A 24257-nucleotide genomic window follows, 5' to 3' on the forward strand; every position below is an offset into this window, starting at 1 on the left:
CTTGGGCTGTGCCGCTCGTGGAGCTGGGCTCGGGGGCGGCACGTCGGCCCTGGCCTGCCCGGGTGGTCGGATCAACCCGTCCGTTGGCAAGGAGCGCCGGCCACCGGGCAGGCCCGGACGCGACGAAGGGGGGCGCGTGTGTTCCCGGCTACTGCTGGGCCGCCAGGGTGGCGTACGAACGGTTGACCAGGAACTGGAGGAAGTGGCAGCCGGAGACGTAGCACGGCCCGGACCTGTCCCAGGTAGGTCCGGGCCGTTACCGCGGCGGTACCGCGTGGGCGGTCGGCCCTACTTCAACTGGCCGGCGGTCAGTCCGGACTGGATCTGGCGCTGGAACAGGACGTAGACCGCCAGCACCGGCAACATCCCGAGGGTCAGGCCGGCGAACAACCCGCTGAAGTCGCCCTGGTAGCCCTGGCTGATCGCCAGCGCCGCAAGCCCCTGTGCAAGTACCCATTTCGACTCGTCCCCCTGCATCAGCACCTGCGGCAGGATGAACTGATTCCACTGGCTGAGGAAGTTGAAAATCGCCACGCTGACCAGGCCCGGTCGGGCCATCGGCAGCATCACCCGGAAGAAGAGCCGGAAGTGTCCGCAGCCGTCGATCAGCGCCGCCTCGGCAACCGAGGTCGGCAGAGTTCGGAAGAACGCGGAGAGGAAGAAGACAGTGAATGGCAGCGAGTAGGCGGCGTAGACCAGCATCAACCCGGTCCAGGTGTTGAAGAGCCCCGCGTTGCGGACCACGAAGAAGAGCGGCACCAGGGCGAGGAAGACCGGGAACATCATGCCGCCGACGAACAGGTAGTAGAACCCCTGCCGGAAACGGAAATCGTACCGGGCGAAGACGTACGCGGCGGTGGCGCCGAAGAACATGGTCAGGGTCAGCGAGCCGGCCACCACGATCCCGCTGTTCAGGAAGTACTGTCCGATCCGCGCCTCGGTCCAGGCCCGCGCCCAGTTCTCGAAGCGCAGCGCGCCGGGCAACCCCCACGGATCGCTGAGAATCTCGCCGTCGCTCTTGAACGAACTGATCACGACCCAGAGCAGCGGCAGGGTGGTCAGCAGCCCCCAGAACAGCAGGAAGCCGTGCGAGAAGACGTTCATCACGCCCCGCTCGCGGCGGGGTGCCCGGTCGCCGGTCCCGGACCGGCTGTCGGCGCCGACGGCAGGCGGAGCCGACGCGGGAGTGTCGACGGTTGTCACGAGTACTCGATTCGGTCCCGGCGGGTGACGCGCAGCGCCAGTACCGCCACCGACAGGGTCAGGAAGAACATCACCACGCCGATCGCGGAGGCGTACCCGAACTTGGTCTCGGTGCCGAACGCGGTGTTGTACATCCGCAGGCCGATCACGTCCGACGAGTGGTTGGGACCGCCGTCGGTCATCAGCTGGATCAGGATGAAACCGTCGAGCGCGGCGATGGCCAGATAGATCCAGGCGACCTGCACGGTGTCCCAGAGCAGTGGGAGGGTCACCCTTCGCAGCGTGGTGAGCCGGGAGGCGCCGTCGAGCATCACCGCCTCGTAGATGTCCTTCGGAATGGCCTGCATCGCCGCGCCGAAGAGCACCACGTAGAAGCCGACGTTGCTCCAGACCATCACCGCCAACACCGCCCAGAACGCGGTACGCGGGTCGCCGAGCCAGGTCGGCGCGGGCAGCCCGACCGTGCGCAGCGTGGCGTTGAGCAGCCCGTTGTTGGGGTGGTAGACCTCCTTCCAGAGCAACGCGATGATCACCACCGAGAGCACCTGCGGGAAGAAGTAGACCAGCTTGTAGACGCTGGAACCGCGCACCCCGACCACCCCGGCGCTGCCGCGCCGGCCGCCCATGTTGAGCATGCTGGCGAAGAAGATCCCCAGCCCGATGGTCAGGACCGGGAGCAGCACCAGCAGGATCGCGTTGTTCTTCACCGCGTTCCACAGCGCGCCGTCACGCAGCAGCGTGCTGAAGTTCTCCAGCCCGACATAGTCGGCGGAGGCCGAGTAGCCCAGCCAGTTGGTGGTGGAGATCTGGAACGCCTGCAGGTACGGCGAGAGCACGAAGATGCCGTACAGCAGCAGCGGCGGTACCAGGAAGGTGATGATCAGCGGATACTTGCCATGTTTCACGTGACTGACATCCTGCCCACTCCACGCGGGAAGACCTGTCCCCGCGACGATCACGCCGGGGGGCCGGCCGTGCCGGCCGACCCCCGCGACGTCACCCGACGGCCTACTGACGCTTGTACTTCTTGATGCTGCTGTCCGCGGCGATCTGGTCGGCACCCTTCTGGCACGCGTCCAGGAACTCGGCCGGGGTGCTCCGGCCGCTGAAGAACTCGCCGCAGGCCGCGTCCACCAGCTCGCGCTCCAGCTTGCGGTAGTAGTTGTTGTAGACCCAGTTGAACCCGTTGCTGCCCGAGGCGTCCAGCGCCTTGACCACGGTGCTCAGCCCAAACGGCAGGTCGATGCCCTCGGTGGAGCCGGCCACCACGGTCAGGCTGGAGACCTTCCGGGTGAAGTCCTGGGCACCCTTCATCGACAGCATGGTGCGCAGGTACTCCAGGCCGCCGGCCCGGTTCTTGGCCTTGGCCGGGACCATGAACGGCTCACCGGCGGTGCCACGCATCGCCTCGAACGGCAGCTTGTCGCTGGTCCCCAGGCTGGGGGTCGGCGCGACGGACATGTTGAAGCCGGGCGGGGTGACCTTGGCCTGCTCGCTCTCCAGCCAGGAGCCGCAGGAGATGAAGGCGGCCTTGCCCCGGCACCACTCGGTCTGCGACTGCACGTGGTCCAGGCCAGGGCTGCCCGGCATGATGAAGCCGTCCTTGACGATCTGGTACCAGGCGTCCGCCGCCATCTTCATCGGCTCGGACTTCCAGGCGTTCGGCTCCAGGTTGTCGATCGCCTTCGACACGTCCGGGCCGCCGAACTTGATGGCGGTGGAGAGGACCGGCCAGCTCATGTACCGGGGGTGCTTGCCGGCGTAGGTCCAGGGAGCGATGCCGGCGGCCTTGATCTGCTTGCAGAGCGCGATGTGGTCGTCCCAGGTCTTCGGGTACTGCCAGCCCCGTTCGCTGAAGAGCTTGGTGGAGTACCAGATGCCGTAGGCGGTGTACGCGTAGCTGAGCACCAGGAACTTGCCGTCGTACGACCCGACGTCCACCACGCCCGGCAGCAGGGTGTCCCGGACCTTCTTGCCCGGAATGTCCAGGCTGGGCGCGTCCAGCAGCTCGCCGAGGTCGGCCAGGGCGTTCTGCGAGACCAGGCCGTTGAAGTCGATCTGCCCTGCGCCGGAGTTGTTCACCACGTCCGGCGGGGTGCCGTCGACGAACCGGGGCTGGAGGGTCTTGCTGATCTCCTGGGTCGCCGAGTGCTTGATCGTTGCCTTTGGATATTTGGCGGTGTACATCGCCTGGTGGGCTTTGGCATACTCTTCGCCAAAACCACCGTTGAAGATGACCACCTCGAGCGGTGCATCTTCCTTGACCCCGAGTGGGTTCTGCTCACTCTTCGTGCCTTCGAGCGACTCGCCGCCGCTCTTGTCGTCGTCGCCGCCGAGGGCGCAACCGGTCAACAGACCGGTGGCGGGGACGGCCAGCAGGCCGGCCGCGGCGGTACGACGGAGAATGTCACGCCTGTTCATTGCTTCTCCTCGGATCCGGTCCAGGTGGACGCCGCAGCCGGTTGGGGCGGCGCCCGCCAACGAGGCTCGGGGTCATCGGGTCGGGTGGCGCTGGCGGTGCTGGTCGGCGGCTCGGCCGTCGACGGGTCGTGTGGGGTGGTGTCGCCTTGACAGGTGGGAAAATTCGGACAGTGGTGCTTGTCTTCACTTGACAGAAAGTTACTGAAGGATTCTTACGGAAGAGGGTGCCGGCAGCAAGCCCCGGCGGCCGAACCGTTACGCAGCGGCAATCCACCCCGGGTTCCCGCATAGCGCGTCCGGGGGCCGACAGAATAGATAGCCTGGCCACATGCGCCGCCTGCGGGAGGTCGCCGACCGCACGCCAGCCCGGCGGGAGCGCTACGTCGACCTGCTCCGCGCGACGGCGATCGCCCTGGTGGTGCTCGGTCACTGGCTGATCGCCGTAATCGAGGGCGACGACGGACAGTTGCGCGGCCACAACGCCCTTGAGGACATCGGGTGGGCCCATCCGGGCACCTGGCTTTTCCAGGTCATGCCACTGTTCTTCCTGGTCGGCGGCTACGCCAACGCCGCCTCGCTGGCCAGCCACCGACAGCAGGGCGGCGACGCCGCTGCCTGGTTGCGGGACCGCAGCGGACGGCTGCTCCGGCCCACCACCGTGCTGCTGGTGCTGCTCGCCCTCGCCGCGCTGGCCGCCCGGCTGCTCGGCGGCGGCCCGTCCCAGGTCCGCGAGGTCGTCTGGTACGCCACCGTACCGCTCTGGTTCCTGTCCGCATACCTCTGCGTGGTGCTGCTTACCCCGGTCACGTACGCCCTGCACCGACGGTACGGCCTGGTCGTGCCGGTGGTACTGCTCGGACTGACCGCCCTCGGTGACCTGGCCCGGCTGCTCGGCGAGAGCCGGCTGGGATACGGGAACTTCCTGTTCGGCTGGCTCGCCATGCACCAGGTCGGGTTCGCCTGGCGGACCGGGCACCTGCCGATGCGTCCCCGGGTGGGCGGGCCGCTGCTCGCGGTCGGGCTGACCGCGCTGCTGCTGCTGACCCTGGTCGGCCCGTACCCGACCAGCATGATCAACCAACCGGACCAGCGGATCCAGAACATGTCCCCGCCGAGCCTGGCCCTGCTCGCCCTGGCCACCGCGCAGCTCGGGCTGATCATGCTGCTCCGCGCCCCGGCCGAGCGGTGGTTGCACCGGACCCACCCCTGGATGCTGGTCGTCGCGGTCAACTCGGTGGTGCTGACCATCTTCCTCTGGCACCTCACCGCCGTGATCCTGCTGGCCGGTGGGCTGGACGCGCTCGGCGCCCTGCCCGCCCCGCCGGTCGGCACCACCACCTGGTGGCTCTGGCGGATCCCCTGGCTGATCATGCTGACCGGGGTACTGGCGGTGCTGGTCGCCATCTTCGGCCGGATCGAGCTGCGCGGCTCCCGCCGCCCGCACGGCCGGCACCGGGCGCTGCCGGCGGCACTGTGCCGCACCCTCGCCCGCCCGCTGCCCCGGCTGCTGCTCGTCGTGCTCGGCTTCGCCGCGACCGTGGTCGGGCTGTTCAGCAACAACGCCGCGCCGAAGAGCGGCGAGTACCCGCTCGGCCTGCCCACCGGCGCGCTGGTCGCGTATCTCCTCGGAGCCGGCCTGCTCCGGCTGCTCCGCTCGGTGCCCACCCCGGCCCCGGACTGACCAGGGCGGAATACTATTGCCTGTGCCCAACGGACAGCTCCGGCGGATGGCCGCCTTCTCCTTTCCGGCCCACTCCTTCGACCCGGCCACCGGCCAGGCCGCCCTCGAATACGCGCTGACCGGCCCGGACGGCGAGCTGCGGTTCACCGAGCGGATCAGCTTCCCCCGGCCGGAGGCACCGCCGTCACCGAAGGCCCTGGCCACCTTCGGTAGGGTGCTGGAGCTGCTGCACCTGGTCGCCGGGGTGAGCTACTACAAGGCCGCCGCACCGCCCAGGCTGGTCCTGCCGGCACCGCTGGGCGAGCAGGCGGTCGCGCTGGTCACCGCCGTCTACACCGCCGGACTCGCCGAGTACGCCTACCGCAATGACCTGCCGCACGTGCTGGACCTGACCCCCGAGCTGCCACCGGGGCGGATCGCCGAACCGGTCGGCTGGGACAACTCGGACCGCCGGCCGCTCTCCACCGTGGGTGGCGGCAAGGACTCCATCGTCACCCTGGAGGCGCTGCGCCGGGCCGGCTTCGACCCGGTGCCCTTCTCGGTCAACCCGAACCACATCATCGCCAGCGTCGACGAGGCCTCCGGGCTGACCCCGCTGGCCGCCCGGCGGCGGCTCGACCCGGCGCTGATCGAGCTGAACGCGGCCGGAGCCCGCAACGGGCACATCCCGGTCACCGCCATCAACTCGCTGGTCGCGGTGGCCACCGCCGTACTGCACGGGCTGGGCCCGGTGGTGATGTCGAACGAGCGCTCCGCATCCGACCCCAACCTGGTCTGGCACGGTGTCCAGGTCAACCACCAGTGGTCCAAGGGAGTCGAGGCGGAGGGGCTGCTCCGGGCCGCGCTGGCCGGACACGCCGGGCTGACCGAGCCGTACTTCTCGCTGCTGCGGCAGCTCTCGGAGCTGCACATCGCCCGGCTCTTCGCCCAGTTCGACCGCTACGACGACGTGGTGACGAGCTGCAACGCGGCGTTCAAGCTGCGCGACCCCAGCGACCGGTGGTGCGGGGACTGCCCGAAGTGCCGGTTCATCTTCCTGGCCCTGGCCCCGTTCATGCCCCGGGCCCGGCTGGTGCAGATCTTCGGCGCCGACCTGCTGGCCGACCCGACCCAGTCCCCCGGCTACCTGGAACTGCTCGGCGTCGACGCACACAAGCCGTTCGAGTGCGTCGGCGAGGTCGAGGAGTCGGTGGTGGCGCTCGGCCTGGTCGCCGAGCATCCGGACTGGCGGGACGCGGCCGTGGTCCGCACGCTGCTCGACGCCGTCCCTGCGCAGGCCTGGACGGCGGCCAACGCCACCGACGTCTTCACCCCGGCCGGACCGCACTTCGTCCCCCCGGCGTACGCCAAGGCGCTGACCGCGATCTCCTGAGCCCGGCCCGGTCCTGTCGAAACGGCGCTGGACGGGCGGCGGTCCGGCCACCGGGCGCCGGACCGGATGGATCAGCCGTCCCGGACGGCGTCCAGGGCGAGCAGGGCGACGTGCAGCGACAGGCAGTCGTCCACCGAGTCCAGGTCGACCCGGAGAATCCGGGAGATCCGGGCCAGCCGCTCGTAGTAGGCCGGTCGGGACAGGTGCGCCGCCGAGGCGGCGGCCGACTTGTTCCGGCCGCTGGCCAGGTAGCCGCGCAACGTGCCGAGCAACTGCTCCCGGGGATGCTCGGCGTCGTGGGTCAGCAGCGGCCCGAGTTCGCGTTCGACGAAGGTCTGCAACCTCGGCTCGTCCCGGAGCAGGTGCAGCAGCCCGACCAGGCCAACCTGGGGCAACCGGTACACCGGCAGGTCCCGTCGCCCCCGGCGGGCGGCGTCGGCGACCTGGCGGGCCTCGATCAGCGAGCGCCGGACCTCCCGTACGGTGCCCACGCCGGAGCCGGCCGCCACGATCACCGCGCCCGGCACGCCGTACGGCCGGACCGTGGCCGGGCCGGCGTCCAGGCGTACCCGGTCCAGGGCCGCCGCGAACGCGACAAGCGCGCGCTCCTCGTCCCCGGGGTCCCGCAGGGCCAGCACGGCACCGACCGCCTGGTCGTCCAGGGTGCTGGCCAGTCCGCTCAGTTCGACCTCCCGCAGCGCCTGGCTGACCGCCTCGGCCAGATCCCGCAGCCGGGCCTGCCCGCCCGGCGCCGCGGCGGCCTCGTCGGCGCGGTACCGGACCACCACCCCGACCAGGTGCCGGCGGTCCAGGGGTACCCCGAGGGCGCGGGCCCGCAGCGCCACCTCGTCGACCGGCCGGGTGTGGTCGAGCAGCGCGGTCAGCAGGGTGCGGTGGATCTGCCGCTCCAGCCCCTCGGCGTCCCGCCGGATCAGCCGGCCCAGCGCCAGCGTGGAGGCGGCCCGCTCGATCAGGATCGTCAACCGGGTCGGCGGGCCGGCCGAGGTGGCGACCGGCGGCTCCCCGCTCGGCCAGCGCAGCAGCAGCCGCCCCCAGTCCTGCCCCCGGGCGCCGACCGTGGTGCAGAGCCAGCCGGCGTCCGGGTCGTAGCCGGTCCGGCCGGTCGGGCGGATTCGCCGGGAGTGCTGCTCCCAGCCGCGGAGCAGCAGCTCGGCGCTCTCCCCCGCCGGGTCGTACGCCAGCACCTGCCGGGAGAGGTTCTCCAGGATCACGGGGCAGCCGGCCAGTACGGCGGCCTGCCGGACCACCTCGGCCGGCTCGGCGCCCTCGACGGAGAGTTCGGTGAACCGCTGGTGGATCTCCTCGGTCGCCCGCAACTCGGCGAGTTGGGCGTCGAGAATCAGCCCGTGCACCGCCTCGGTGATCGGGACGAACGGCGTCACCCGGCAGAGTTCGACCAGCGGCAGGTTCCGGCGCTCGGCCGCGGTGACCATCGCCCGGGGTACCGCGGCCGGATAGCGCCGGCCGAGTTCGACCAGGAGTCCGGAGACCCCGACATCGGCCAGCTCGTCGATGAAGGCGCGCAGCCCGGCGTCGTCGCCGGGCAGGCCGATGCCGGTGGTGAGCACCAGTTCACCGCCGCTGAGCAGGGCCGCGATGTCCGGCACCTCGGCGGCGTGCACCCACCGTACGCGCCGGTCCAGCCCGGCCGCGCCGGCGACCACCCGGGGGCCGCCGTGCCGGACCGGATTGAGGGCCAGCACCTCGCGCACGGTGGGAAACACGGGCTCGACGGTACCGCCCGACCCGCGACCACCCGCGCCGCCACCGGCACCGCTGGGCCGGCGACCGCACGGCTGCGCCGAACCCTCCGGCGCAGTTCGCCAGGTCGTGGCCGATCCCCTGGAGGATCAGTGCCGGTTGATCCCCGACAGGAGATCAGTCGACGCCGAACTCCATCGCGGCGCGGTCGAGTGCCTCGTCGTCGGCGGAGGAGACCCCCCGCGAGGCGATGGCTTCCGCACCACCTGCCGGCATCGCACCGATCAGCCCGGTCGACGCCGCCTGCGCGGCACCGACCACCCGCTGCGGGGTCGCGCCGCCGACCATGCCGAGAGTGGCGTACTGCTCCAGCTTCGCCCGCGAGTCGGCGATGTCCAGGTTGCGCATGGTGAGTTGGCCGATCCGGTCCGCCGGGCCGAACGCCGAGTCCTCGGTACGCTCCATCGACAGCTTGTCCGGGTGATAGCTGAACGCCGGGCCGGTGGTGTCCAGGATGGAGTAGTCCTCGCCCCGGCGCAGCCGCAACGTCACCTCGCCGGTGATCGCGGTGCCGACCCAGCGCTGCAGCGACTCGCGCAGCATCAGGGCCTGCGGGTCCAGCCAGCGCCCCTCGTACATCAGCCGGCCGAGGCGGCGGCCCTCGTTGTGGTAGTTCGCCAGGGTGTCCTCGTTGTGGATCGCGTTGACCAGCCGTTCGTACGCGGCGTGCAGCAGCGCCATCCCGGGTGCCTCGTAGATGCCCCGGCTCTTGGCCTCGATGATCCGGTTCTCGATCTGGTCCGACATGCCCAGGCCGTGCCGGCCGCCGATGGCGTTCGCCTCCAGCACCAGTTCGACGGGGCTGCCGAACTCCTTGCCGTTGATCGTCACCGGGCGGCCCTGGTCGAAGCCGATCGTGACGTCCTCGGTCGGGATCTCCACCGACAGGTCCCAGAACCGGACTCCCATGATCGGGTTGACGGTCTCGATACCGTTGTCGAGGTGCTCGAGGGTCTTCGCCTCGTGCGTGGCGCCCCAGATGTTGGCGTCGGTGGAGTACGCCTTCTCGGTGCTGTCCCGGTACGGCAGGCCGCGCTCGGAAAGCCACTCCGACATCTCCCTACGCCCGCCCAGTTCGGTGACGAAGTCGGTGTCGAGCCAGGGCTTGTAGATGCGCAGCTGCGGGTTGGCCAGCAGCCCGTACCGGTAGAAGCGCTCGATGTCGTTGCCCTTGAAGGTCGAGCCGTCGCCCCAGATCTGGACGTCGTCGGAGATCATCGCCCGCACCAGCAGGGTCCCGGTCACGGCCCGGCCCAGCGGGGTGGTGTTGAAGTACATCCGCCCGCCCGAGCGGATGTGGAAGGCGCCGCAGGTCAACGCCGCCAGTCCCTCCTCCACCAGGGCGGCACGGCAGTCGACCAGGCGACCGAGCTCGGCGCCGTAGCTCAGGGCGCGACCGGGCACCGAGGCGATGTCGGGCTCGTCGTACTGGCCGATGTCGGCCGTGTAGGCGCAGGGGACGGCGCCCTTGTCGCGCATCCACGCGACCGCGACCGAGGTGTCGAGGCCGCCGGAGAAGGCGATGCCGACACGTTCGCCGATGGGCAGGGAGGTGAGAACCTTGGACACAGGGAAGATTATGCATTAGGTCGCATCATCATGCAAACGGCGGATCGTCACGTCCCAGCTCCCAGAACGCCACCGCCGCAGCGGCGGCGACGTTCAACGAGTCCACTCCGCGCCGCATCGGGACGACCACCCGGACGTCGCTGGCCGACTGGGCTCCAGCGGTGAGGCCGGGACCCTCGGCCCCCAGCAGCAGTGCCGCCCGCTCGCGCTGGGCCGGAGTCAACCGCTGGATCGGTACGGCGTCCGGCGCCGGCGTCATGGCGAGCACGGCGAAGCCGGCCTTCCGGACCCGGTCCAGACCTGCGGGCCAGCTGTCGAACCTCGCGTACGGCACCGCGAAGACCTCGCCCATACTGACCCGGACGCTGCGCCGGTAGAGCGGGTCGGCGCAGGTGGGCGAGAGCAGGACGGCGTCCACCCCGAGCGCGGCGGCGCCCCTGAAGATCGCCCCGAGGTTGGTGTGGTTGTTGACGTCCTCCAACACCACCACCCGGCGGGCCTCCCGGAGCACCTCCAGCACGGTCGGCAGCGCGCGTCGGTGGAACGAGCCGAGTACGCCCCGGTGCACGTGGAAGCCGGTGACCCGCTCCAGCACGGCCGGGCTGGCGGCGTAGACGGGTGCGGGCGTCCCGCCGGCACCGTTGCCGGTGGCCAGGTCACCGAGCTGGTCGACCCGTTTCGCGTCGACCAGGAAGGAGCGCGGCCGGTAGCCGGCCCGGACCGCCCGGCGCAGCACGAGTTCGCCCTCGGCGATGAAGAGTCCGTTCGGCGGCTCCCACCGGGTACGCAGCTCGACGTCGGTGAGGGCCCGATAGTCGGCGATCCGGGGATCTTCCGGGTCGGTGATCACTTCGGCAGGCACGATGGTGGGCGCGTCGGACACGTGCCGATTCTCCCGGTCCCCCGCTCCGCCACCCGATCGGGCTCGACAGGTAGGAGATTTCCTACGCTTGACTGGTAGGACATTGCCTACCTATTGTCGTCCGCATGGCTATCACGCAGATCCAGTTGCTCTCAGTGCCGGTGACCGACCAGGACCGGGCCCGGGACTTCTACGTCGACACCCTCGGCTTCGAGTTGCTCGGCGACAACCGGACGGGGCCGGACCAGCGCTGGGTGCAGGTCGGCCCGAAGGGTGCCGCGACCTCGATCACCCTGGTCACCTGGTTCGACACCATGCCGCCCGGCTCGGTCAAGGGACTGGTGCTGGAGACCGACGACCTCGACGGCGACGTCGCCGAGCTGACCCGCCGCGGCGTGCCGATGTCCGGCGGCGTCCAGGAAGCGCCCTGGGGCCGGTTCGTCACCTTCGACGACCCGGACGGCAACGGCATCGTGCTCCAGGCGACGGCCGGCCGTGGCTGACGTCGACGTCTTCACCGCGGTCGCCAACCCGACCCGGCGGCAACTGCTCGGCCTGCTGCTGGACCGGGGCGAGCGGCCGGTGCAGGAGTTGGCCGACCACTTCGACATGCGCCGGCCGAGCCTCTCCGAACACCTGCGGGTACTCAAGGACGCCGGCCTGGTGGTCGAGCACCGGGCCGGCCGGCAGCGGCTCTACTCGCTGCGTCCGGAGCCACTGCGCGACGTCGCCGAGTGGCTCACCCCGTACGAGCGGTTCTGGCGGGAGAAGCTCGCCGGGCTCCGCGACCTACTCGACGCGATCGACGCCGACGAGGACACCGACCGCCCACGCCATGCCGCCGGTCGCGCCGGCCGGTCGGACGCCGTGGCCGCAACAGCCGAACAGCGCCGGGATTCCGGCGGACAGGAGGGACAACGATGACGACCGAACGCGGCGTGATCCGGGCCGACCAGTTTCTCGCGCATCCACCCGAACGGGTCTGGCGGGCCCTCACCGAGCCCGAGCTGCTGGCCCGGTGGTTGATGCCGAACGACTTCAAGCCGGTACCGGGACACCGGTTCACCTTCCAGACCACGGCCCGGCCCGACGAGGACTTCGACGGCGTGGTGCACTGCGAGGTCCTGGAGGTCGAGCCGGAGCACCGGCTGCGGCTCTCCTGGAGCGGTGGCCGCCTGGAGACCACCGTCACCTGGACGCTGGCCGCCGAGGGGCGGGGCACCCGGCTCTTCGTCGAACACGCCGGTTTCGACCCCGACGACCCGGTCCAGCAGCGCGCCTTCACCATCATGAGCGGTGGTTGGCGAAGCATGGTCTTCCGCCGCATCGCGGAGGTACTGGTCGAACAGGACGGCCAGCCGGAGGGCGACCCGGGGCGGTAGCGCCCTCCGGCGGGCGGACGGTCCGACCGGGACCGGACGGAACGGGGACGATCAGGAGGGGGCTGGGCCGGTCGTGGCGGGGCCCAGCCCACCACCTGCCGGAGCGACGCCGAGACCGCCGGAGACGCTCGCCGCCACCGCCCCGGCCGTGCCGGGACGGGTCAGCGCGGCCCGGCCGACCGGCGGCACCAGCAGCCGGGCCCGCCAGGCGATCCCGATGCCGGCGGCGAGCACGAACATCGCACCGAGGGCGTGCAGGGCCGAGGCCAGCATCCCGCCGACGCCGAGCAGCGGAGCCGCGATCATCAGCAGTACGCCGTCGGACTGGCTGAAGACTCCGGAGCGGTACAGCGCCAGACCCGTCAGCCACCAGCCGAGGGAGTAGAGCACCCCGCCGCTGACCGCGATGACCTGGCCAGCCCGGCCGAACGCCGCCGTGGAGTCCGGCAGTCCGCCGAACGGGAGTACCAGCATCGTCCCGGCGACCGCGACCAGCAGACCGGCGGTGCCGACGCCCCGGGTCCGGGTTGTCACCAGCAGGCTGGCCAGCGCCATCAGGGCGAGCAGGCCGAGCCAGAGCGCACCGATCCAGCCGAGCAGGTGGGCCGGACGCTGCTGGGTGAGGAAGGGCGCGTTCCCGGCGCCGACCAGGGTCACCGAACCGTACACAATGGCATAGCCGGGCAGTGACCAGACGGCGAGCCGGGCGAGCCGGCGTAGCGACCAGGCCCAGCTCGCGTCACTGGCCGGTTCGCTGGCGCCGCGCTCCACCACGAACGGCAGGAATCCGAAGCCCCCGTAGGGCCAGCGCCCGGAGAGCGGATCCACCCCGCCGCTGCCCGGTGCGGTGCCGGATGTCCTCTTCGGCACCGTCACCGACCTGGGGCGCGCGGGATCACGCTGGGGGTTCGAGGGGTAATTTTCCGGATTCGAGGGGTGGATCACGCGCCGTCACCTCGCTCAACGTACTGCGCGGGCGGGCGCGGGCGCGATCCGCTTCGACGCCCCGCTCCTTCACACCACCCGTCGCTAGACCGATCGTGTCAGGTGCCGGGGCGCCGCGCGGACGCTTTGCCGGAATGGGCCGGGCGGGCCGGTCAGCCCCGCTCGGGCTGCTTGTCCACAGTGGAGTTGTCGAGCAGGTCGGCCGGCGGGACCGGCTCCGGCGCGGGCAACTGCTGCGGACCGGCCGGTCGGGACGACACCTGCGCCTCGGCGGCGCGTACCTCGGCGTCGACCTCCTGGGCCGCCTCGGCCGCGGCCTGAGCCGCCTCCGCCGCCTCGCGCTCGACGGCGCTCGCGTCGACGCTCGCCCGGGGCTCGTCGCCGACCATCTGGCCGAGTCCGCCCAGCGCGCCGCCCAGCCCTTCGAGCGCCTTGTTCAACTCGGCCGGCACGATCCAGACCTTGTTGGCGGTCCCGTTGGCGATCTGCGGCAGCGCCTGGAGGTACTGGTACGCCAGCACCTTCTGGCTCGGGTTCGCCTGGTGGATCGCGTCGAAGACGGTGCGGATCGCCTTGGCCTGCCCCTCCGCCTGGAGGATCCGGGCCTGCCGGTCACCATCGGCGCGGAGCACCGCGGCCTGCTTCTCACCCTCGGCGGAGAGGATCTGCGACTGCTTGTGTCCCTCGGCGTTGAGGATCGCGGCCCGGCGGTCCCGCTCGGCGCGCATCTGCTTCTCCATCGAGTCCCGGATGCTCGGCGGCGGCTCGATCGCCTTGATCTCCACCCGGGTCACCTTGATGCCCCACCGTCCGGTCGTCTCGTCGAGTACCCCGGAGAGGTGCCGGTTGATCTCCTCGCGGCTGGTCAGCGCCCGCTCCAGGTCGAGCGAGCCGATGACGTTCCGCAGGGTGGTGACCGTCAACTGCTCGATGGCCTGGAGGAAGTTCGAGATCTCGTAGGTCGCCTTCACCGAGTCGACGACCTTGAAGTAGAGCACCGTGTCGATCGAGACGACCAGGTTGTCCGAGGTGATCACGGGCTGCGGCGGGAAGCTGACCACCTGCTCCCGCATGTCGACCTTGGTGCGTACCGCGTCGACGAACGGCACCAACAGGTTGAGGCCCGGGTTGAGGGTGCGCTTGTACCGGCCCAGCCGCTCGACAACGTCCTCCCGCTGCTGCGGCACGATCCGTACCGCACGCACCAGGGTCACCACCGTGATCAGGGCCACGGCGGCCAACAGCAGACCGATCACCGTATCCACGTCGCGCTCACCTCTTTATTTCGGGTTGCTCATCAATTGTGAACTCATCCCGCCAGACCAGTGCGGTCACGCCCTTGACCTCGATCACCCGTACCCGGGTGCCGGGCTCGATCACCTGGCTGGCGTCGTACGAGCGGGCGGTCCAGATCTCCCCGTCGATCTTGACCACGCCACTGTCGGCGTCCACCTGCTCCAGCACCAGCGCGCTGCTCCCGGTGATCGCCCGGACCCCGAACGGCTGCTCCTCCCCGGACAGTTCGGCCGCGCGATGCCGCCTCATCACGGGTCGGGCGACGGCCACGGTCAGCGCCGAGACGCCGGCGAAGACCACCGCCTGGAGCTCCAGCGGGGCGCCGAGGGCGGCAGCGCCGGCCGCGGCGAACGCCCCGACTCCGAACATGACGAGGAAGAGAGTCGTCGTGAAGATCTCCGCAACGACCAGCACGACGCCCAATACGATCCACAGGAGCGACTCCACACATCGATCCTGGCACGTCCGGGCGGCTACCGGCGAACTCACGATCGACCTACGTAAGATCTCCTGTCGAGATCCGCCGGCCGGGCGTCGTCCGGCCACCCGATTCGATCCTGTTTACACCCCGGACGGTCCGGTTCGGATGATCGGTCCGGTTTTCCGGTGTCCGGTCCTGGCTAGGATGATCCAGCCCGTTCAGACAAGCCAGTCCGGTTCCGGCACTCGAGCCCGAGGAGGCAGCCCGTGGTCCCCCAGCCGCCGGAGTCCGGCCTATCGCCGCAGACCACCAGCCGGATCGACACGCTCGTCGCCCAGGCCCAGGCATCCGGCCGGGCGCCGTCGCTGATCCTCGGGGTGCTCCGGACCCCGTCCGCCGCCGCGCCCGGGCAGGACGGCGGGCTCGTGCACGTCGCCACGGCCGGCGAGACGCCGCCGCCGGATCCGGACCTCCAGTACCGGATCGGCTCGATCACCAAGACGATGACCGCGGTACTGCTGCTGCGGCAGCGCGACGAGGGGCTGCTCGATCTCGACGATCCGCTGCACCGGCACCTGCCCGGCAACCCGCTCGGCGCCGTCCGGCTGCGTCAACTCCTCGGCCACGTCGCCGGGCTGCAACGCGAACCGGACGGCGAGTGGTGGGAACGCTCCACCGGTGTCGACCCGGACACCCTGCTCGCCGGTCTCACCGGCGACAAACTGGCATTTCCGCCGCACCGCGCCTTCCACTACTCCAACCTGGCGTACGGGCTGCTCGGGACGGTGCTGGAGCGGGTCACCGGGGAGTCCTGGTGGAAGCTCGTCCGGTCCCGGCTGCTCGATCCACTGGGGATGACCCGCACCTCCTACCAGGCCACCGAACCGTACGCCCGCGGCTACGTCGTACATCCCTGGCACGGGACGCTGCGCGAGGAGCCGCGTACCGACACCGGGGCGATGGCGCCGGCCGGGCAGCTCTGGGCCAGCCTGACCGATCTCGCCCGCTGGGCGGGTTTCCTCGCCGCCCCGGATCCGCAGGTGCTCGGTCCGGACAGCGCGGCGGAAATGTGCGTCCCGGTGGCGATGGCCGACCCGGACGTGTGGACCGCCGGCTACGGACTCGGCGTGGAACTGCACCGGGTCGGCGACCGGGTGTACGTCGGGCACGGCGGTTCGATGCCCGGCTACGTGGCCACGTTCTCGGTGCACCGGCCCTCCGGCACCGGCGTGGTCGGCTTCGCCAACGCATACGGGCTGCGCGCCGCGTCGCTGCCGGCGCTCGGCCGGCAGGTGCTCTCCACGGTGCTCGACGCCGAACCCACGCCGGTCCAGCCCTGGCGCCCGGCGACCGCGCCGCCGGACGCGGAGGTCGCCGAGCTGACCGGCCGCTGGTGGTGGATGGGCCGGGAGTTCGAGGTCTCCTGGGAGCCGACCGCCGAGGAACTGGTCGTGCGCCAACTGCTGGCCGGCACCGTCCCGCCCTGGCGGTTCGGCCGGGACGCCGCCGGCCGCTGGCGGGGCCGCTCCGGCATGAACAACGGTGAGATCCTCGCCGTCCGGCGCGACCGTACCGGTGCGGTCACCGCCCTGGACATCGCCACCTTCGTCTTCACCCGCGACCCCGAAAGGCTCGGCTGAGACGACGACCCGCCCGCGACAACGGCGTCGCCGGAGCATTCGTACCGGGTCGACGCCGACCGCGTGGTGGTCGTCGAGGCCGAACCGCGCCGGTCAGGGCCCGGACGGGACCGTGACGAAGTCGATGAGCCGTTCCATCGCGTTGATCAACGGTGTCTCGACGTCGTGGAAGCTGTCGACCCGGGCGAGGATCCGCCGCCACATCTCGGCCGGCTCGGCAACCCCGAGGGCGGCACAGACGCCCTCCTTCCACGGCCGTCCCGGCGGCACCACCGGCCACGCCCGGATGCCGAGCGCCGACGGCTTCACCGCCTGCCACACGTCGACGTACGGGTGGCCGGTGACCAGGACGTCCGGCGAGGTGACCGCCGCGACGATCCGGCTCTCCTTCGAACCGGGCACCAGGTGGTCGACGAGGACCCCGAGCCGCCGCCCCGGACCCGGGCCGAACTCCCGGACCCGGGACGCGAGCGCGTCGATGCCGTCCAGCGGCTCCACCACCACGCCCTCGATCCGCAGGTCGTCGCCCCAGATCCGCTCCACCAGCGCCGCGTCGTGCACACCCTCCACCCAGATCCGGCTGGCCTGGGCCACCCGGGCGGGTACCCCGGCCACCGCGACCGATCCGGAGGCGGTCCGTCGGCGCGGCGCCGGTGCCCCCGACGGTGCCGGCCGGCGCAGCGTCACCGGCTTCCCGTCGAGCAGGAACGCCGCCGGCAGCAACGGAAAGTTCCGCCGCCGGCCGTGCCGGTCCTCCAGCACCACCGCACCGGACTCGAAACCCACCACCGCGCCGCAAAACCCCGAATCGGCGTCCTCGACCACCAGATCGGCCTCGGCCGGCACCTCGGGCACCACCCGGCGTCGCCGCCAGTCCCCGGCGAGCACGTCGTCGCCGTACATCCTCCCCATGGGAGGCGACGGTAACCGCCGTCGGCCACCGGCCGGAGTTGACGCGCCGCCCTGCCCGCACCCGAGACAGCCGACACGGGAAGCACGTACCCTAGCCGCATGTCCCCCGCAACGGGCGCGGCGACTCTCGTGGCGCGCCGGTCCAGCCGTTTTGTGGCCTGGGTACGCGCATGGCGCGCCGGGCTGGTGCCGTACGACGAGATCGCCGACGAGATCGCCGGCGGCGAGGAGCACCTCGTCGCCGACGCACCCGGTGCCTGGACCGACATACCGCTGCGCGACGCGCTCTCCGCCTTCTCCAAACTCTCGCCCGACGAGATCCGGCTGGTGCTGCCCGCCCCCGGCGATCCGCGCGGCCTGCCCGGCCCCGGTCCGTTCGCCTCGGCGGCCCTGCTGGCCGGCGAGGCCGTGGTGGCCCGCGGCCTGGGCGTGATCCCCGAGGTACGCACGCACACCAGCGGGTCCGGCGTGACGTTCGAGACGGTGCTCTGGCGGGTCCATCCGCTGCCGGAGACCGCTCCGGCCGCCTCGCTCGGCAGTCCCGGTGCCGCCGAGGCCGAGGCCGAGCTGGCGGTGACCCTGGCCGAGGCGACCGCCGCGCTGACCCGGCTCGACGTCGCGCAGTGGCGTCCCGAGCTGGCCGGCGCGCTCGCCGCCCTGCGCCGCCCGGACAGCGGAATGGACCTGCCGCCCGGCTTCGACCCGCGCTCGCGCCGGCTGTTCGCCCGGGCCAGCGTGCTGGACCAGGTGCTCGCGCTGGCCGAGCACGCCGCACCCGGCGGTTCGGTCAACGGCCACGAGGCACAGCAGCGCGACGCCGCACTGCGCCCGCTCACCGCCGCCTGCCGCCGGGCGGTCGTGGCCGCCTGCAACGCCCCGCTCTCGGCCTGACCCCGGTCGCTACCGCCCGGCCGGGACGACTCAGCTCCGGCCCGGACGACTCAGAATCCTGCCCGGACGACTCAGCTCCGGCCGGGACGACTCAGATCTCGTCGATCAGGTCGGCCACCGAGTCGACGATCCGGGACGGCAGGTACGGATAGCGCTCGGCCTCGGCCCGGGTGCTGATCCCGGTCAGCACCAGCACGGTCTGCAACCCCGCCTCCAGCCCGCAGAGGATGTCGGTGTCCATCCGGTCACCGATCATCGCGGTCGTCTCCGAGTGCGCGTCGATGGTGTTCAGCGCCGACCGCATCATCATCGGATTCGGCTTCCCGACGAAGTACGGCGCCACCCCGGTCGCCTTCGAGATCATCGCCGCCACCGAGCCGGCGGCCGGCAGGGCGCCCTCGGCGGACGGGCCGGTCGGGTCCGGATTGGTGCAGATGAACCGGGCTCCACCGTCGATCAGCCGGACCGCCTTGGTGATCGCCTCGAAGCTGTACGTCCGGGTCTCGCCCAACACCACGTAGTCGGGGGCGAAGTCGGTCAGCACGTACCCGACGGCGTGCATCGCGGTGGTCAGCCCGGCCTCCCCGATCACGTACGCGGTACCGCCGGGCCGCTGGTCGGCCAGGAACTGCGCGGTGGCCAGTGCGGCGGTCCAGATGGCGCGCTCGGGGACGTCGAACCCCATCCGGTTCAGCCGGGCCTGGAGGTCCCGGGCGGTGTAGATCGAGTTGTTGGTGAGGATCAGGAACGGCTTGCCCGAGGCACCCAGTGCCCGGACGAACTCGGGCGCGCCGGGCACCGGCTGCCCCTCGTGCACCAGTACCCCGTCCATGTCGGTGAGCCAGCTTTCCACCGGCTTGCGATCGGTCACGCCGAGCCTCCGCCGCGGGCGGCGTACGGGCTGGTCTCGTTCATGGCCCTCCTAGCGTCAGGGACTGGCGTCAGGGGCGCCGGACTGGCTGGCAGCAACCGGCCGAGCAGGTGTCCCAGGCCGGCAGCGTACCCAGCCGGCGCCGCGCCGCCGGATCGGCCGGGTCGAGCCGCTCGGTCACCAGTTCCCGGACCATCGCCACGAACCTCGGGTCGGTGCCCGGGGTGCCGGCCCGGGCGAAGTCGAGGCCGAGCTCCTTGGCGGTCGTCGCCGCCTCGGTGTCCAGGTCCCACACCACCTCCAGGTGGTCGGAGACGAATCCGATCGGGCTGACCGCCACCGAGGTGACACCGTCGGCCGCCAGCGCCCGCAGGTGGTCGTTGACGTCCGGCTCCAGCCACGGCACCTGGGGCGGGCCGGAACGGCTCTGCCAGACCAGGTCGTAGCGGAGGTCGGGGGCGGCCCGCTCGGCCACCAGCGCGGCGGTCTCGCGGAGCTGCGCCTCGTACCGGCCGCCCTGCGGGCCGGCGGACGCGGCCATCGAGACCGGGATCGAGTGGGCGGTGAAGACCAGCCGGGTGCTGTCCCGCCGGGCCGGGTCGAGGGTGTCCAGCGCGGCCGCCACCGCGTCGGCGTGCGGCTCGACGAATCCGGGATGGTCCCAGTACTGCCGCAGCTTGTCGATCCTCGGCGCGTCCGGGCCCACCGCCGCCCGGGCGGACGCGATGTCGTCCAGGTACTGCCGGCAGGAGGAGTAGCCGCTGTAGGCGCTTGTCACGAAGCCGAGGGCGGAGGTGATCCCGTCGTCGCGCAGCTGGGCCACGGTGTCGGCGAGCATCGGGTGCCAGTTGCGGTTGCCCCAGTAGACCGGCAGGTCGAGCCCGTGCGCGGCGAAGTCGGCGCGGATCGCGGCGAGCAGGTCCCGGCACTGCTGGTTGATCGGCGACACGCCGCCGAAGTGCCGATAGTGCTCGGCGACCTCGGCCAGCCGGTCCGGCGGCACGTTCCGGCCCCGGGTGACGTTGGCCAGGAACGGCAGGACATCCTCCGGCCGTTCCGGGCCGCCGAACGAGATCAGCACAACTGCGTCGTACGACATACCGCCATTGTTCCCGCCCGGCCGGTTCGGCAGTTCCCCCGTCCACCGGGCGGGACCTGCCTCACATCGGAGCGCCGAGCGCGTGGTAGCCGCCGTCGACGTGCACGATCTCACCGGTGGTGGCCGGGAACCAGTCGGAGAGCAACGCCAGGCACGCCCGGGCGGCCGGCTCCTGGTCGGTCAGCGCCCAGCCCAGCGGGGCCCGGTCGGCCCAGGCCTCCTCGAACTGCTCGAAACCCGGGATCGACTTCGCCGCCATGGTACGCAGCGGCCCTGCCGAGACCAGGTTGCTGCGGATCCCCTTCGGGCCCAGGTGCAGCGCCAGGTAGCGGGAGGCGGACTCCAGCCCGGCCTTGGCCACACCCATCCAGTCGTACACCGGCCAGGCCTTGGTGGCGTCGAAGGTGAGCCCGACCACCGCGCCGCCGGCGCTCATCAGCGGCAGCGCGGCCACCGCGAGCGCCTTGTAGGAGTACGTCGAGACGTGCACCGCGGTCGCCACGTCCTCCCACGGCGCGTCCAGGAAGCCACCGCCCAGGCAGCTCTGCGGCGCGAAGCCGATCGAGTGCACCACCCCGTCCAGCCCGTCGACGTGCTCGCGGACCCGCCCCGCCAGGCTGTCCAACTGCCCGGCGTCGGTAACGTCCAGCTCGATGACCGGCGCGGGCTCGGGCAGCCGCTTGGCGATCCGCTCGACCAGCGACATCCGGCCGAAGCCGGTGAGTATCACCGTCGCCCCGTTCTCCTGGGCGAGCCTCGCCACCGAGAACGCGATCGACTGGTCCGTGATGACCCCGGTGACGAGCAGCCGCTTGCCGGCCAGCAGTCCAGACACGTGAAGATCCTCCATACCCTCGTGGTCCCCCGAGTCCCGTGACCGGTCCGGGTCCGTCCCGGCCGATAACGGCGCCTGGGCGATTGTGTCAGTCGGTGCCCCGGGTTCCGGGCAGGTCAGTGCCCCATACCGAGGCCGCCGTCGACCGGGATGACCGCCCCGGAGACGTAGCCGGCCGCGTCGGAGGCGAGCCAGGCCACCACCCCGGCCACCTCGTCCGGGCTGGCCATCCGGCCGGCCGGGATGGACTTGCGGATCTCCGCCTTGCGCTCCTCGCTGAGTACCGCCGTCATGTCGGTGTCGATGAACCCCGGCGCGACGACGTTGGCGGTGATGTTCCGGCTGCCCAGCTCCCGGGTGATCGACCGGGCCACCCCGACCAGGCCGGCCTTGCTGGCCGCGTAGTTCACCTGGCCGGCGCCGCCGGAGAGGCCGACCACGGACGAGACGAAGATCATGCGGCCCCACCGGGCCCGGAGCATCTTGCCGGAGGCCCGCTTGGCACACCGGAACGCGCCGGTCAGGTTCGCGTCGAGGACCCGGGTGAACTGCTCCTCCGACATCCGCAGCAGCAGCGTGTCGTCGGTGATCCCGGCGTTGCAGACCAGCACCTCGACCGGGCCCAGCTCCGCCTCGACGGCCGAGAACGCCCCGTCGACCTCGTCGCTGTCGGTGATGTCGCACCGGACCCCGAACAGGTCGGCCGGCGGGTTGCTGCCCCGGTGGGTGACCGCGACCCGGTCGCCCTGCTTGGCGAAGGCCTGCGCGATGGCGAGGCCGATCCCCCGGTTGCCTCCGGTCACCAGCACGGTTCGGGCCACGGGTGTCCTCCTCACGGACGGTACGGACGTGCGGGTTGGAGACTAGGCGCTACCGGCAGGTAATCCGTAACCCGGGTGGCGTACTACCGGGGTACTACCGGCGGGATCGCGCCAGGGAGTGACGACGGAGGGGTCCGGTCTGCGTACCCTGCCCCTGATGGGAAAGAGCACCGCCACGGCGATGCGCGCCGGTCGCCACGACCTGCGCCGGCTCCTGGTCGGAGCGGACTATCCGCCGTCACCGCCCGCCGGTCCGCCGGGCAGGTTGCGACGCGGGTGGGACCGCGTCCGGCCGGTCCTGCTCCCGGCGCTGGTCTTCGCCCTGGTCGGCCTCACCATCGCCGGGGTCCAGTACCTGACCGACACCCGGGACATGCCCGAGACGATAGCGGTCCCGCTCGCCGTCGGTGGCACCCTGCCGGCGGTGCTGGCCCTGTCCCGTCCGCTGCTCGCCTGGCGGATCGGCTACCCGCTGCTCTACCTCGGCGTGCTCGACGCGCAGTCCGACGAGGCCTGGCCGTGGAGCCCGGTGCAGATCATCGCCTTCCTCTTCGTCCTGCTGGTGCTGGCCGCCCGGACCAGCCTGGGGATCGCGACCTGGGCGGGGCTGCTCAGCGTGCTGCCGGCGTACCTGTTCGTGCGGACCCAGGCGAACGCGCACGGGGTCGCGCTGCTCTTCCTGGCGATCCTGATCGTCGGCGACCAGGTGCGGCGACGCCGGCAGAGCCAGCAGGCCCTGGCCGAGCAGGCCGAACGCAGCGAGCTGGAGCAGGCCCGCCGGGCGGTGCTGGAGGAACGGACCCGGATCGCCCGGGAGATGCACGACGTGGTCGCGCACCACATGTCGATGATCGCGGTGCAGGCGGAGACCGCGCCGTACCGGCTGGCCGGGCTGCCCGAGCCGGCCCGGGCCGAGTTCACCGCGATCGCCGGGTCGGCCCGGGAGGCGCTGACCGACATGCGCCGACTGCTCGGCGTACTGCGCAGCGAGTCGGCGGCACCGCAGACCGCGCCGCAGCCGGGGCTGGCCGACGTACCCGAGCTGGTCGAGGCGGCCCGCCGGGCCGGAATGGCGGTGACGGTCGCCGCCGGCCCGGCCCCGGCGGAGGGCCGACCGGTGCCGGAGGCGGTCGGACTGGCCGCGTACCGGATCATCCAGGAGGCCCTGGCGAACGCGGCCCGGCACGCGCCCGGGACGGCGGTGCGGGTCCTGCTCGACGCGGATGACCGGGCGCTGACCGTCGGGGTCTGGAACGACCCGGTCGGTACGCCCGGCGCCGGCGGGCCGGCCGACTCCGCCGGCCCGGTCGGGCACGGCCTGACCGGGATGCGGGAGCGGGTCCGGCTGCTCGGCGGCCGGCTGCGGGCCGGCCCGACCGACGACCAGGGGTACGCGGTCACCGCGCACCTGCCCTACCACCCGGAGCCGACGCCCCCGGAGCCGCCCGCCCCGGAGTCGCCGGACTCGGAGTCGCCCGCCCCGGAGCCGCCGGACTCGGAGTCGCCCGCCCCGGAGCCGCCGGACCCGGAGCCGAACGGAAGGACGACCCGATGATCCGGGTGCTGATCGTCGACGACCAGGCGATGGTCCGGCAGGGCTTCGGGGCGCTGCTGGCGGCCCAGCCCGACCTGCTGGTGGTCGGGGACGCGGCGAACGGCGCGGAGGCGGTCACCGCCGCCCGGCGGCTCGACCCGGACGTGGTGTTGATGGACGTCCGGATGCCGGTACTGGACGGCCTCGCCGCGACCCGGCAGCTCCTCGGCGACCGGCCGGACCCGGCCCGGCCCCGGGTGCTCATTCTGACCACGTTCGACCTCGACGACTACGTCTACGAGGCGCTGCGAGCCGGTGCCAGCGGCTTCCTGCTCAAGGACGCCCCCGCCGCCGACCTGGTGCACGCGGTCCGGGTGATCGCGGCCGGGGACGCGCTGCTCGCCCCGGCGGTGACCCGCCGGCTGATCGCCGAGTTCGCCGCCCGACCCGGTCGGGACCGGCCCCGGCCGACCAGCCTCGCCGGGCTCACCCCCCGGGAGACCGAGGTGCTGCGGCTGATCGCCAGGGGCCGGTCCAACGGCGAGATCGCCGCCGAGCTGGTCGTCGCCGAGCAGACCGTGAAGACCCACGTCGGGCGGATCCTGAGCAAGCTCGACCTGCGCGACCGGGCTCAGGCGGTCGTCGTCGCGTACGAGTCCGGGCTGGTGGCGGCCGGTGACTAGTACCCCGGTAGCCCGCCGGTAGTCCCCGGGTAGGCCG

23 protein-coding genes are annotated in these 24257 nt (G+C 71.9%); 9 read left to right on the top strand and 14 right to left on the bottom strand.

Annotated features, from left to right (window positions below; all coding sequences use genetic code 11):
• Nucleotides 1–288: 288 nt before the first annotated feature.
• The 3 genes from EV371_RS01465 to ngcE form a co-directional block, all read right to left on the bottom strand.
• Nucleotides 289–1104 carry an ABC transporter permease subunit gene (locus EV371_RS01465; RefSeq protein ID WP_130465575.1) on the bottom strand — a complete coding sequence of 272 codons (816 nt, stop codon included), beginning with the start codon at nucleotides 1102–1104 and terminating at the stop codon, nucleotides 289–291.
• Nucleotides 1105–1199: 95 nt separating this feature from the next.
• Nucleotides 1200–2108: an ABC transporter permease subunit gene (locus tag EV371_RS01470; RefSeq protein WP_130460444.1), complete on the bottom strand. Its 909-nt coding sequence runs from the start codon at nucleotides 2106–2108 to the stop codon at nucleotides 1200–1202.
• A 103-nt stretch (nucleotides 2109–2211) separates the two neighbouring features.
• Nucleotides 2212–3624, bottom strand: coding sequence for an N-acetylglucosamine/diacetylchitobiose ABC transporter substrate-binding protein (gene ngcE / locus EV371_RS01475; RefSeq protein WP_130460445.1), 1413 nt, complete (start codon nucleotides 3622–3624; stop codon nucleotides 2212–2214).
• A 328-nt stretch (nucleotides 3625–3952) separates the two neighbouring features.
• Between ngcE and EV371_RS01480 the strand changes: the two genes are divergently transcribed.
• Entirely contained in the window at nucleotides 3953–5305 is a 1353-nt protein-coding gene (locus EV371_RS01480; RefSeq protein WP_130460446.1) for an acyltransferase family protein, read from the top strand.
• Between the two features lie 22 nt (nucleotides 5306–5327).
• Nucleotides 5328–6677, top strand: a complete 1350-nt coding sequence (locus tag EV371_RS01485; protein ID WP_130460447.1) for a MurL-like N-terminal domain-containing — start codon at nucleotides 5328–5330, stop codon at nucleotides 6675–6677.
• A 71-nt stretch (nucleotides 6678–6748) separates the two neighbouring features.
• Here EV371_RS01485 and EV371_RS01490 read toward each other — a convergent pair whose 3' ends face one another.
• The 3 genes from EV371_RS01490 to EV371_RS01500 form a co-directional block, all read right to left on the bottom strand.
• Nucleotides 6749–8422 carry a PucR family transcriptional regulator ligand-binding domain-containing protein gene (locus EV371_RS01490; RefSeq protein ID WP_130460448.1) on the bottom strand — a complete coding sequence of 558 codons (1674 nt, stop codon included), beginning with the start codon at nucleotides 8420–8422 and terminating at the stop codon, nucleotides 6749–6751.
• Between the two features lie 154 nt (nucleotides 8423–8576).
• A complete protein-coding gene (argG, locus tag EV371_RS01495; protein ID WP_130460449.1) occupies nucleotides 8577–10028 on the bottom strand; it encodes an argininosuccinate synthase in 1452 nt (483 codons plus the stop codon).
• A gap of 28 nt (nucleotides 10029–10056) precedes the next feature.
• A complete protein-coding gene (locus EV371_RS01500) occupies nucleotides 10057–10890 on the bottom strand; it encodes a TrmH family RNA methyltransferase (RefSeq protein ID WP_130465576.1) in 834 nt (277 codons plus the stop codon).
• 125 nt (nucleotides 10891–11015) lie between these two features.
• Here EV371_RS01500 and EV371_RS01505 point away from each other — a divergent pair, with 125 nt between their 5' ends.
• Genes EV371_RS01505 through EV371_RS01515 form a run of 3 tightly spaced genes read left to right on the top strand, consistent with a single transcriptional unit; the run spans nucleotide 11016 to nucleotide 12272 of the window.
• Entirely contained in the window at nucleotides 11016–11393 is a 378-nt protein-coding gene (locus EV371_RS01505; protein ID WP_130460450.1) for a VOC family protein, read from the top strand.
• Complete coding sequence (locus EV371_RS01510; RefSeq protein ID WP_130460451.1) at nucleotides 11386–11814, top strand: metalloregulator ArsR/SmtB family transcription factor; 429 nt, start codon at nucleotides 11386–11388, stop codon at nucleotides 11812–11814. The genes EV371_RS01505 and EV371_RS01510 overlap by 8 nt, the downstream gene beginning before the upstream one ends.
• Complete coding sequence (locus tag EV371_RS01515) at nucleotides 11811–12272, top strand: SRPBCC family protein (protein WP_130460452.1); 462 nt, start codon at nucleotides 11811–11813, stop codon at nucleotides 12270–12272. Before EV371_RS01510 ends, EV371_RS01515 begins: the two co-directional genes overlap by 4 nt.
• Before the next feature lie 51 nt (nucleotides 12273–12323).
• Here EV371_RS01515 and EV371_RS01520 read toward each other — a convergent pair whose 3' ends face one another.
• The 3 genes from EV371_RS01520 to EV371_RS01530 all read right to left on the bottom strand — a co-directional run bounded on the left by EV371_RS01520 (nucleotide 12324) and on the right by EV371_RS01530 (nucleotide 14960).
• Entirely contained in the window at nucleotides 12324–13142 is an 819-nt protein-coding gene (locus tag EV371_RS01520; RefSeq protein ID WP_130460453.1) for a hypothetical protein, read from the bottom strand.
• Between the two features lie 227 nt (nucleotides 13143–13369).
• On the bottom strand, nucleotides 13370–14482 hold the full coding sequence (locus EV371_RS01525; RefSeq protein WP_130460454.1) for an SPFH domain-containing protein: 1113 nt from the start codon (nucleotides 14480–14482) through the stop codon (nucleotides 13370–13372).
• A gap of 7 nt (nucleotides 14483–14489) precedes the next feature.
• Nucleotides 14490–14960 carry an NfeD family protein gene (locus EV371_RS01530; protein ID WP_130460455.1) on the bottom strand — a complete coding sequence of 157 codons (471 nt, stop codon included), beginning with the start codon at nucleotides 14958–14960 and terminating at the stop codon, nucleotides 14490–14492.
• A gap of 240 nt (nucleotides 14961–15200) precedes the next feature.
• On the opposite strand from EV371_RS01530, the gene EV371_RS01535 reads away from it, so the two are divergent.
• Nucleotides 15201–16574 (top strand): serine hydrolase domain-containing protein, encoded by a 1374-nt coding sequence (locus EV371_RS01535; RefSeq protein WP_130460456.1) that lies wholly within the window; start codon nucleotides 15201–15203, stop codon nucleotides 16572–16574.
• Nucleotides 16575–16667: 93 nt separating this feature from the next.
• Here EV371_RS01535 and EV371_RS01540 read toward each other — a convergent pair whose 3' ends face one another.
• Nucleotides 16668–17486, bottom strand: coding sequence for a DUF3097 domain-containing protein (locus EV371_RS01540; protein ID WP_130460457.1), 819 nt, complete (start codon nucleotides 17484–17486; stop codon nucleotides 16668–16670).
• A gap of 99 nt (nucleotides 17487–17585) precedes the next feature.
• On the opposite strand from EV371_RS01540, the gene EV371_RS01545 reads away from it, so the two are divergent.
• Entirely contained in the window at nucleotides 17586–18377 is a 792-nt protein-coding gene (locus EV371_RS01545; RefSeq protein ID WP_130460458.1) for a hypothetical protein, read from the top strand.
• 91 nt (nucleotides 18378–18468) lie between these two features.
• Here EV371_RS01545 and EV371_RS01550 read toward each other — a convergent pair whose 3' ends face one another.
• The 4 genes from EV371_RS01550 to EV371_RS01565 form a co-directional block, all read right to left on the bottom strand.
• Complete coding sequence (locus tag EV371_RS01550; protein WP_130460459.1) at nucleotides 18469–19248, bottom strand: HAD-IIA family hydrolase; 780 nt, start codon at nucleotides 19246–19248, stop codon at nucleotides 18469–18471.
• A gap of 70 nt (nucleotides 19249–19318) precedes the next feature.
• Entirely contained in the window at nucleotides 19319–20347 is a 1029-nt protein-coding gene (locus EV371_RS01555) for a ferrochelatase (RefSeq protein ID WP_130460460.1), read from the bottom strand.
• 61 nt (nucleotides 20348–20408) lie between these two features.
• Nucleotides 20409–21182 carry an enoyl-ACP reductase FabI gene (gene fabI, locus EV371_RS01560; protein WP_130460461.1) on the bottom strand — a complete coding sequence of 258 codons (774 nt, stop codon included), beginning with the start codon at nucleotides 21180–21182 and terminating at the stop codon, nucleotides 20409–20411.
• A 116-nt stretch (nucleotides 21183–21298) separates the two neighbouring features.
• Nucleotides 21299–22003: a 3-oxoacyl-ACP reductase FabG gene (locus EV371_RS01565; protein ID WP_130460462.1), complete on the bottom strand. Its 705-nt coding sequence runs from the start codon at nucleotides 22001–22003 to the stop codon at nucleotides 21299–21301.
• Between the two features lie 157 nt (nucleotides 22004–22160).
• On the opposite strand from EV371_RS01565, the gene EV371_RS01570 reads away from it, so the two are divergent.
• The gene (locus tag EV371_RS01570; RefSeq protein ID WP_486484433.1) at nucleotides 22161–23558 is read left to right on the top strand and encodes a sensor histidine kinase; all 1398 of its coding nucleotides are present in this window, start codon (nucleotides 22161–22163) and stop codon (nucleotides 23556–23558) included.
• A complete protein-coding gene (locus tag EV371_RS01575; RefSeq protein ID WP_130460463.1) occupies nucleotides 23555–24220 on the top strand; it encodes a response regulator in 666 nt (221 codons plus the stop codon). Before EV371_RS01570 ends, EV371_RS01575 begins: the two co-directional genes overlap by 4 nt.
• The last annotated feature ends 37 nt before the right edge of the window (nucleotides 24221–24257 follow it).

The sequence above is a fragment of the Plantactinospora sp. CNZ321 genome, assembly GCF_004217235.1.

Coding starts and splice junctions, on each gene's coding strand:
- EV371_RS01465 (WP_130465575.1), bottom strand. CDS start 1,104: ATGAACGTCTTCTCGCACGGCTTCCTGCTGTTCTGGGGGCTGCTGACC.
- ngcE (WP_130460445.1), bottom strand. CDS start 3,624: ATGAACAGGCGTGACATTCTCCGTCGTACCGCCGCGGCCGGCCTGCTG.
- EV371_RS01480 (WP_130460446.1), top strand. CDS start 3,953: ATGCGCCGCCTGCGGGAGGTCGCCGACCGCACGCCAGCCCGGCGGGAG.
- EV371_RS01505 (WP_130460450.1), top strand. CDS start 11,016: ATGGCTATCACGCAGATCCAGTTGCTCTCAGTGCCGGTGACCGACCAG.
- EV371_RS01515 (WP_130460452.1), top strand. CDS start 11,811: ATGACGACCGAACGCGGCGTGATCCGGGCCGACCAGTTTCTCGCGCAT.
- EV371_RS01540 (WP_130460457.1), bottom strand. CDS start 17,486: ATGGGGAGGATGTACGGCGACGACGTGCTCGCCGGGGACTGGCGGCGA.
- EV371_RS01545 (WP_130460458.1), top strand. CDS start 17,586: ATGTCCCCCGCAACGGGCGCGGCGACTCTCGTGGCGCGCCGGTCCAGC.
- EV371_RS01555 (WP_130460460.1), bottom strand. CDS start 20,347: ATGTCGTACGACGCAGTTGTGCTGATCTCGTTCGGCGGCCCGGAACGG.
- EV371_RS01570 (WP_486484433.1), top strand. CDS start 22,161: ATGGGAAAGAGCACCGCCACGGCGATGCGCGCCGGTCGCCACGACCTG.
- EV371_RS01575 (WP_130460463.1), top strand. CDS start 23,555: ATGATCCGGGTGCTGATCGTCGACGACCAGGCGATGGTCCGGCAGGGC.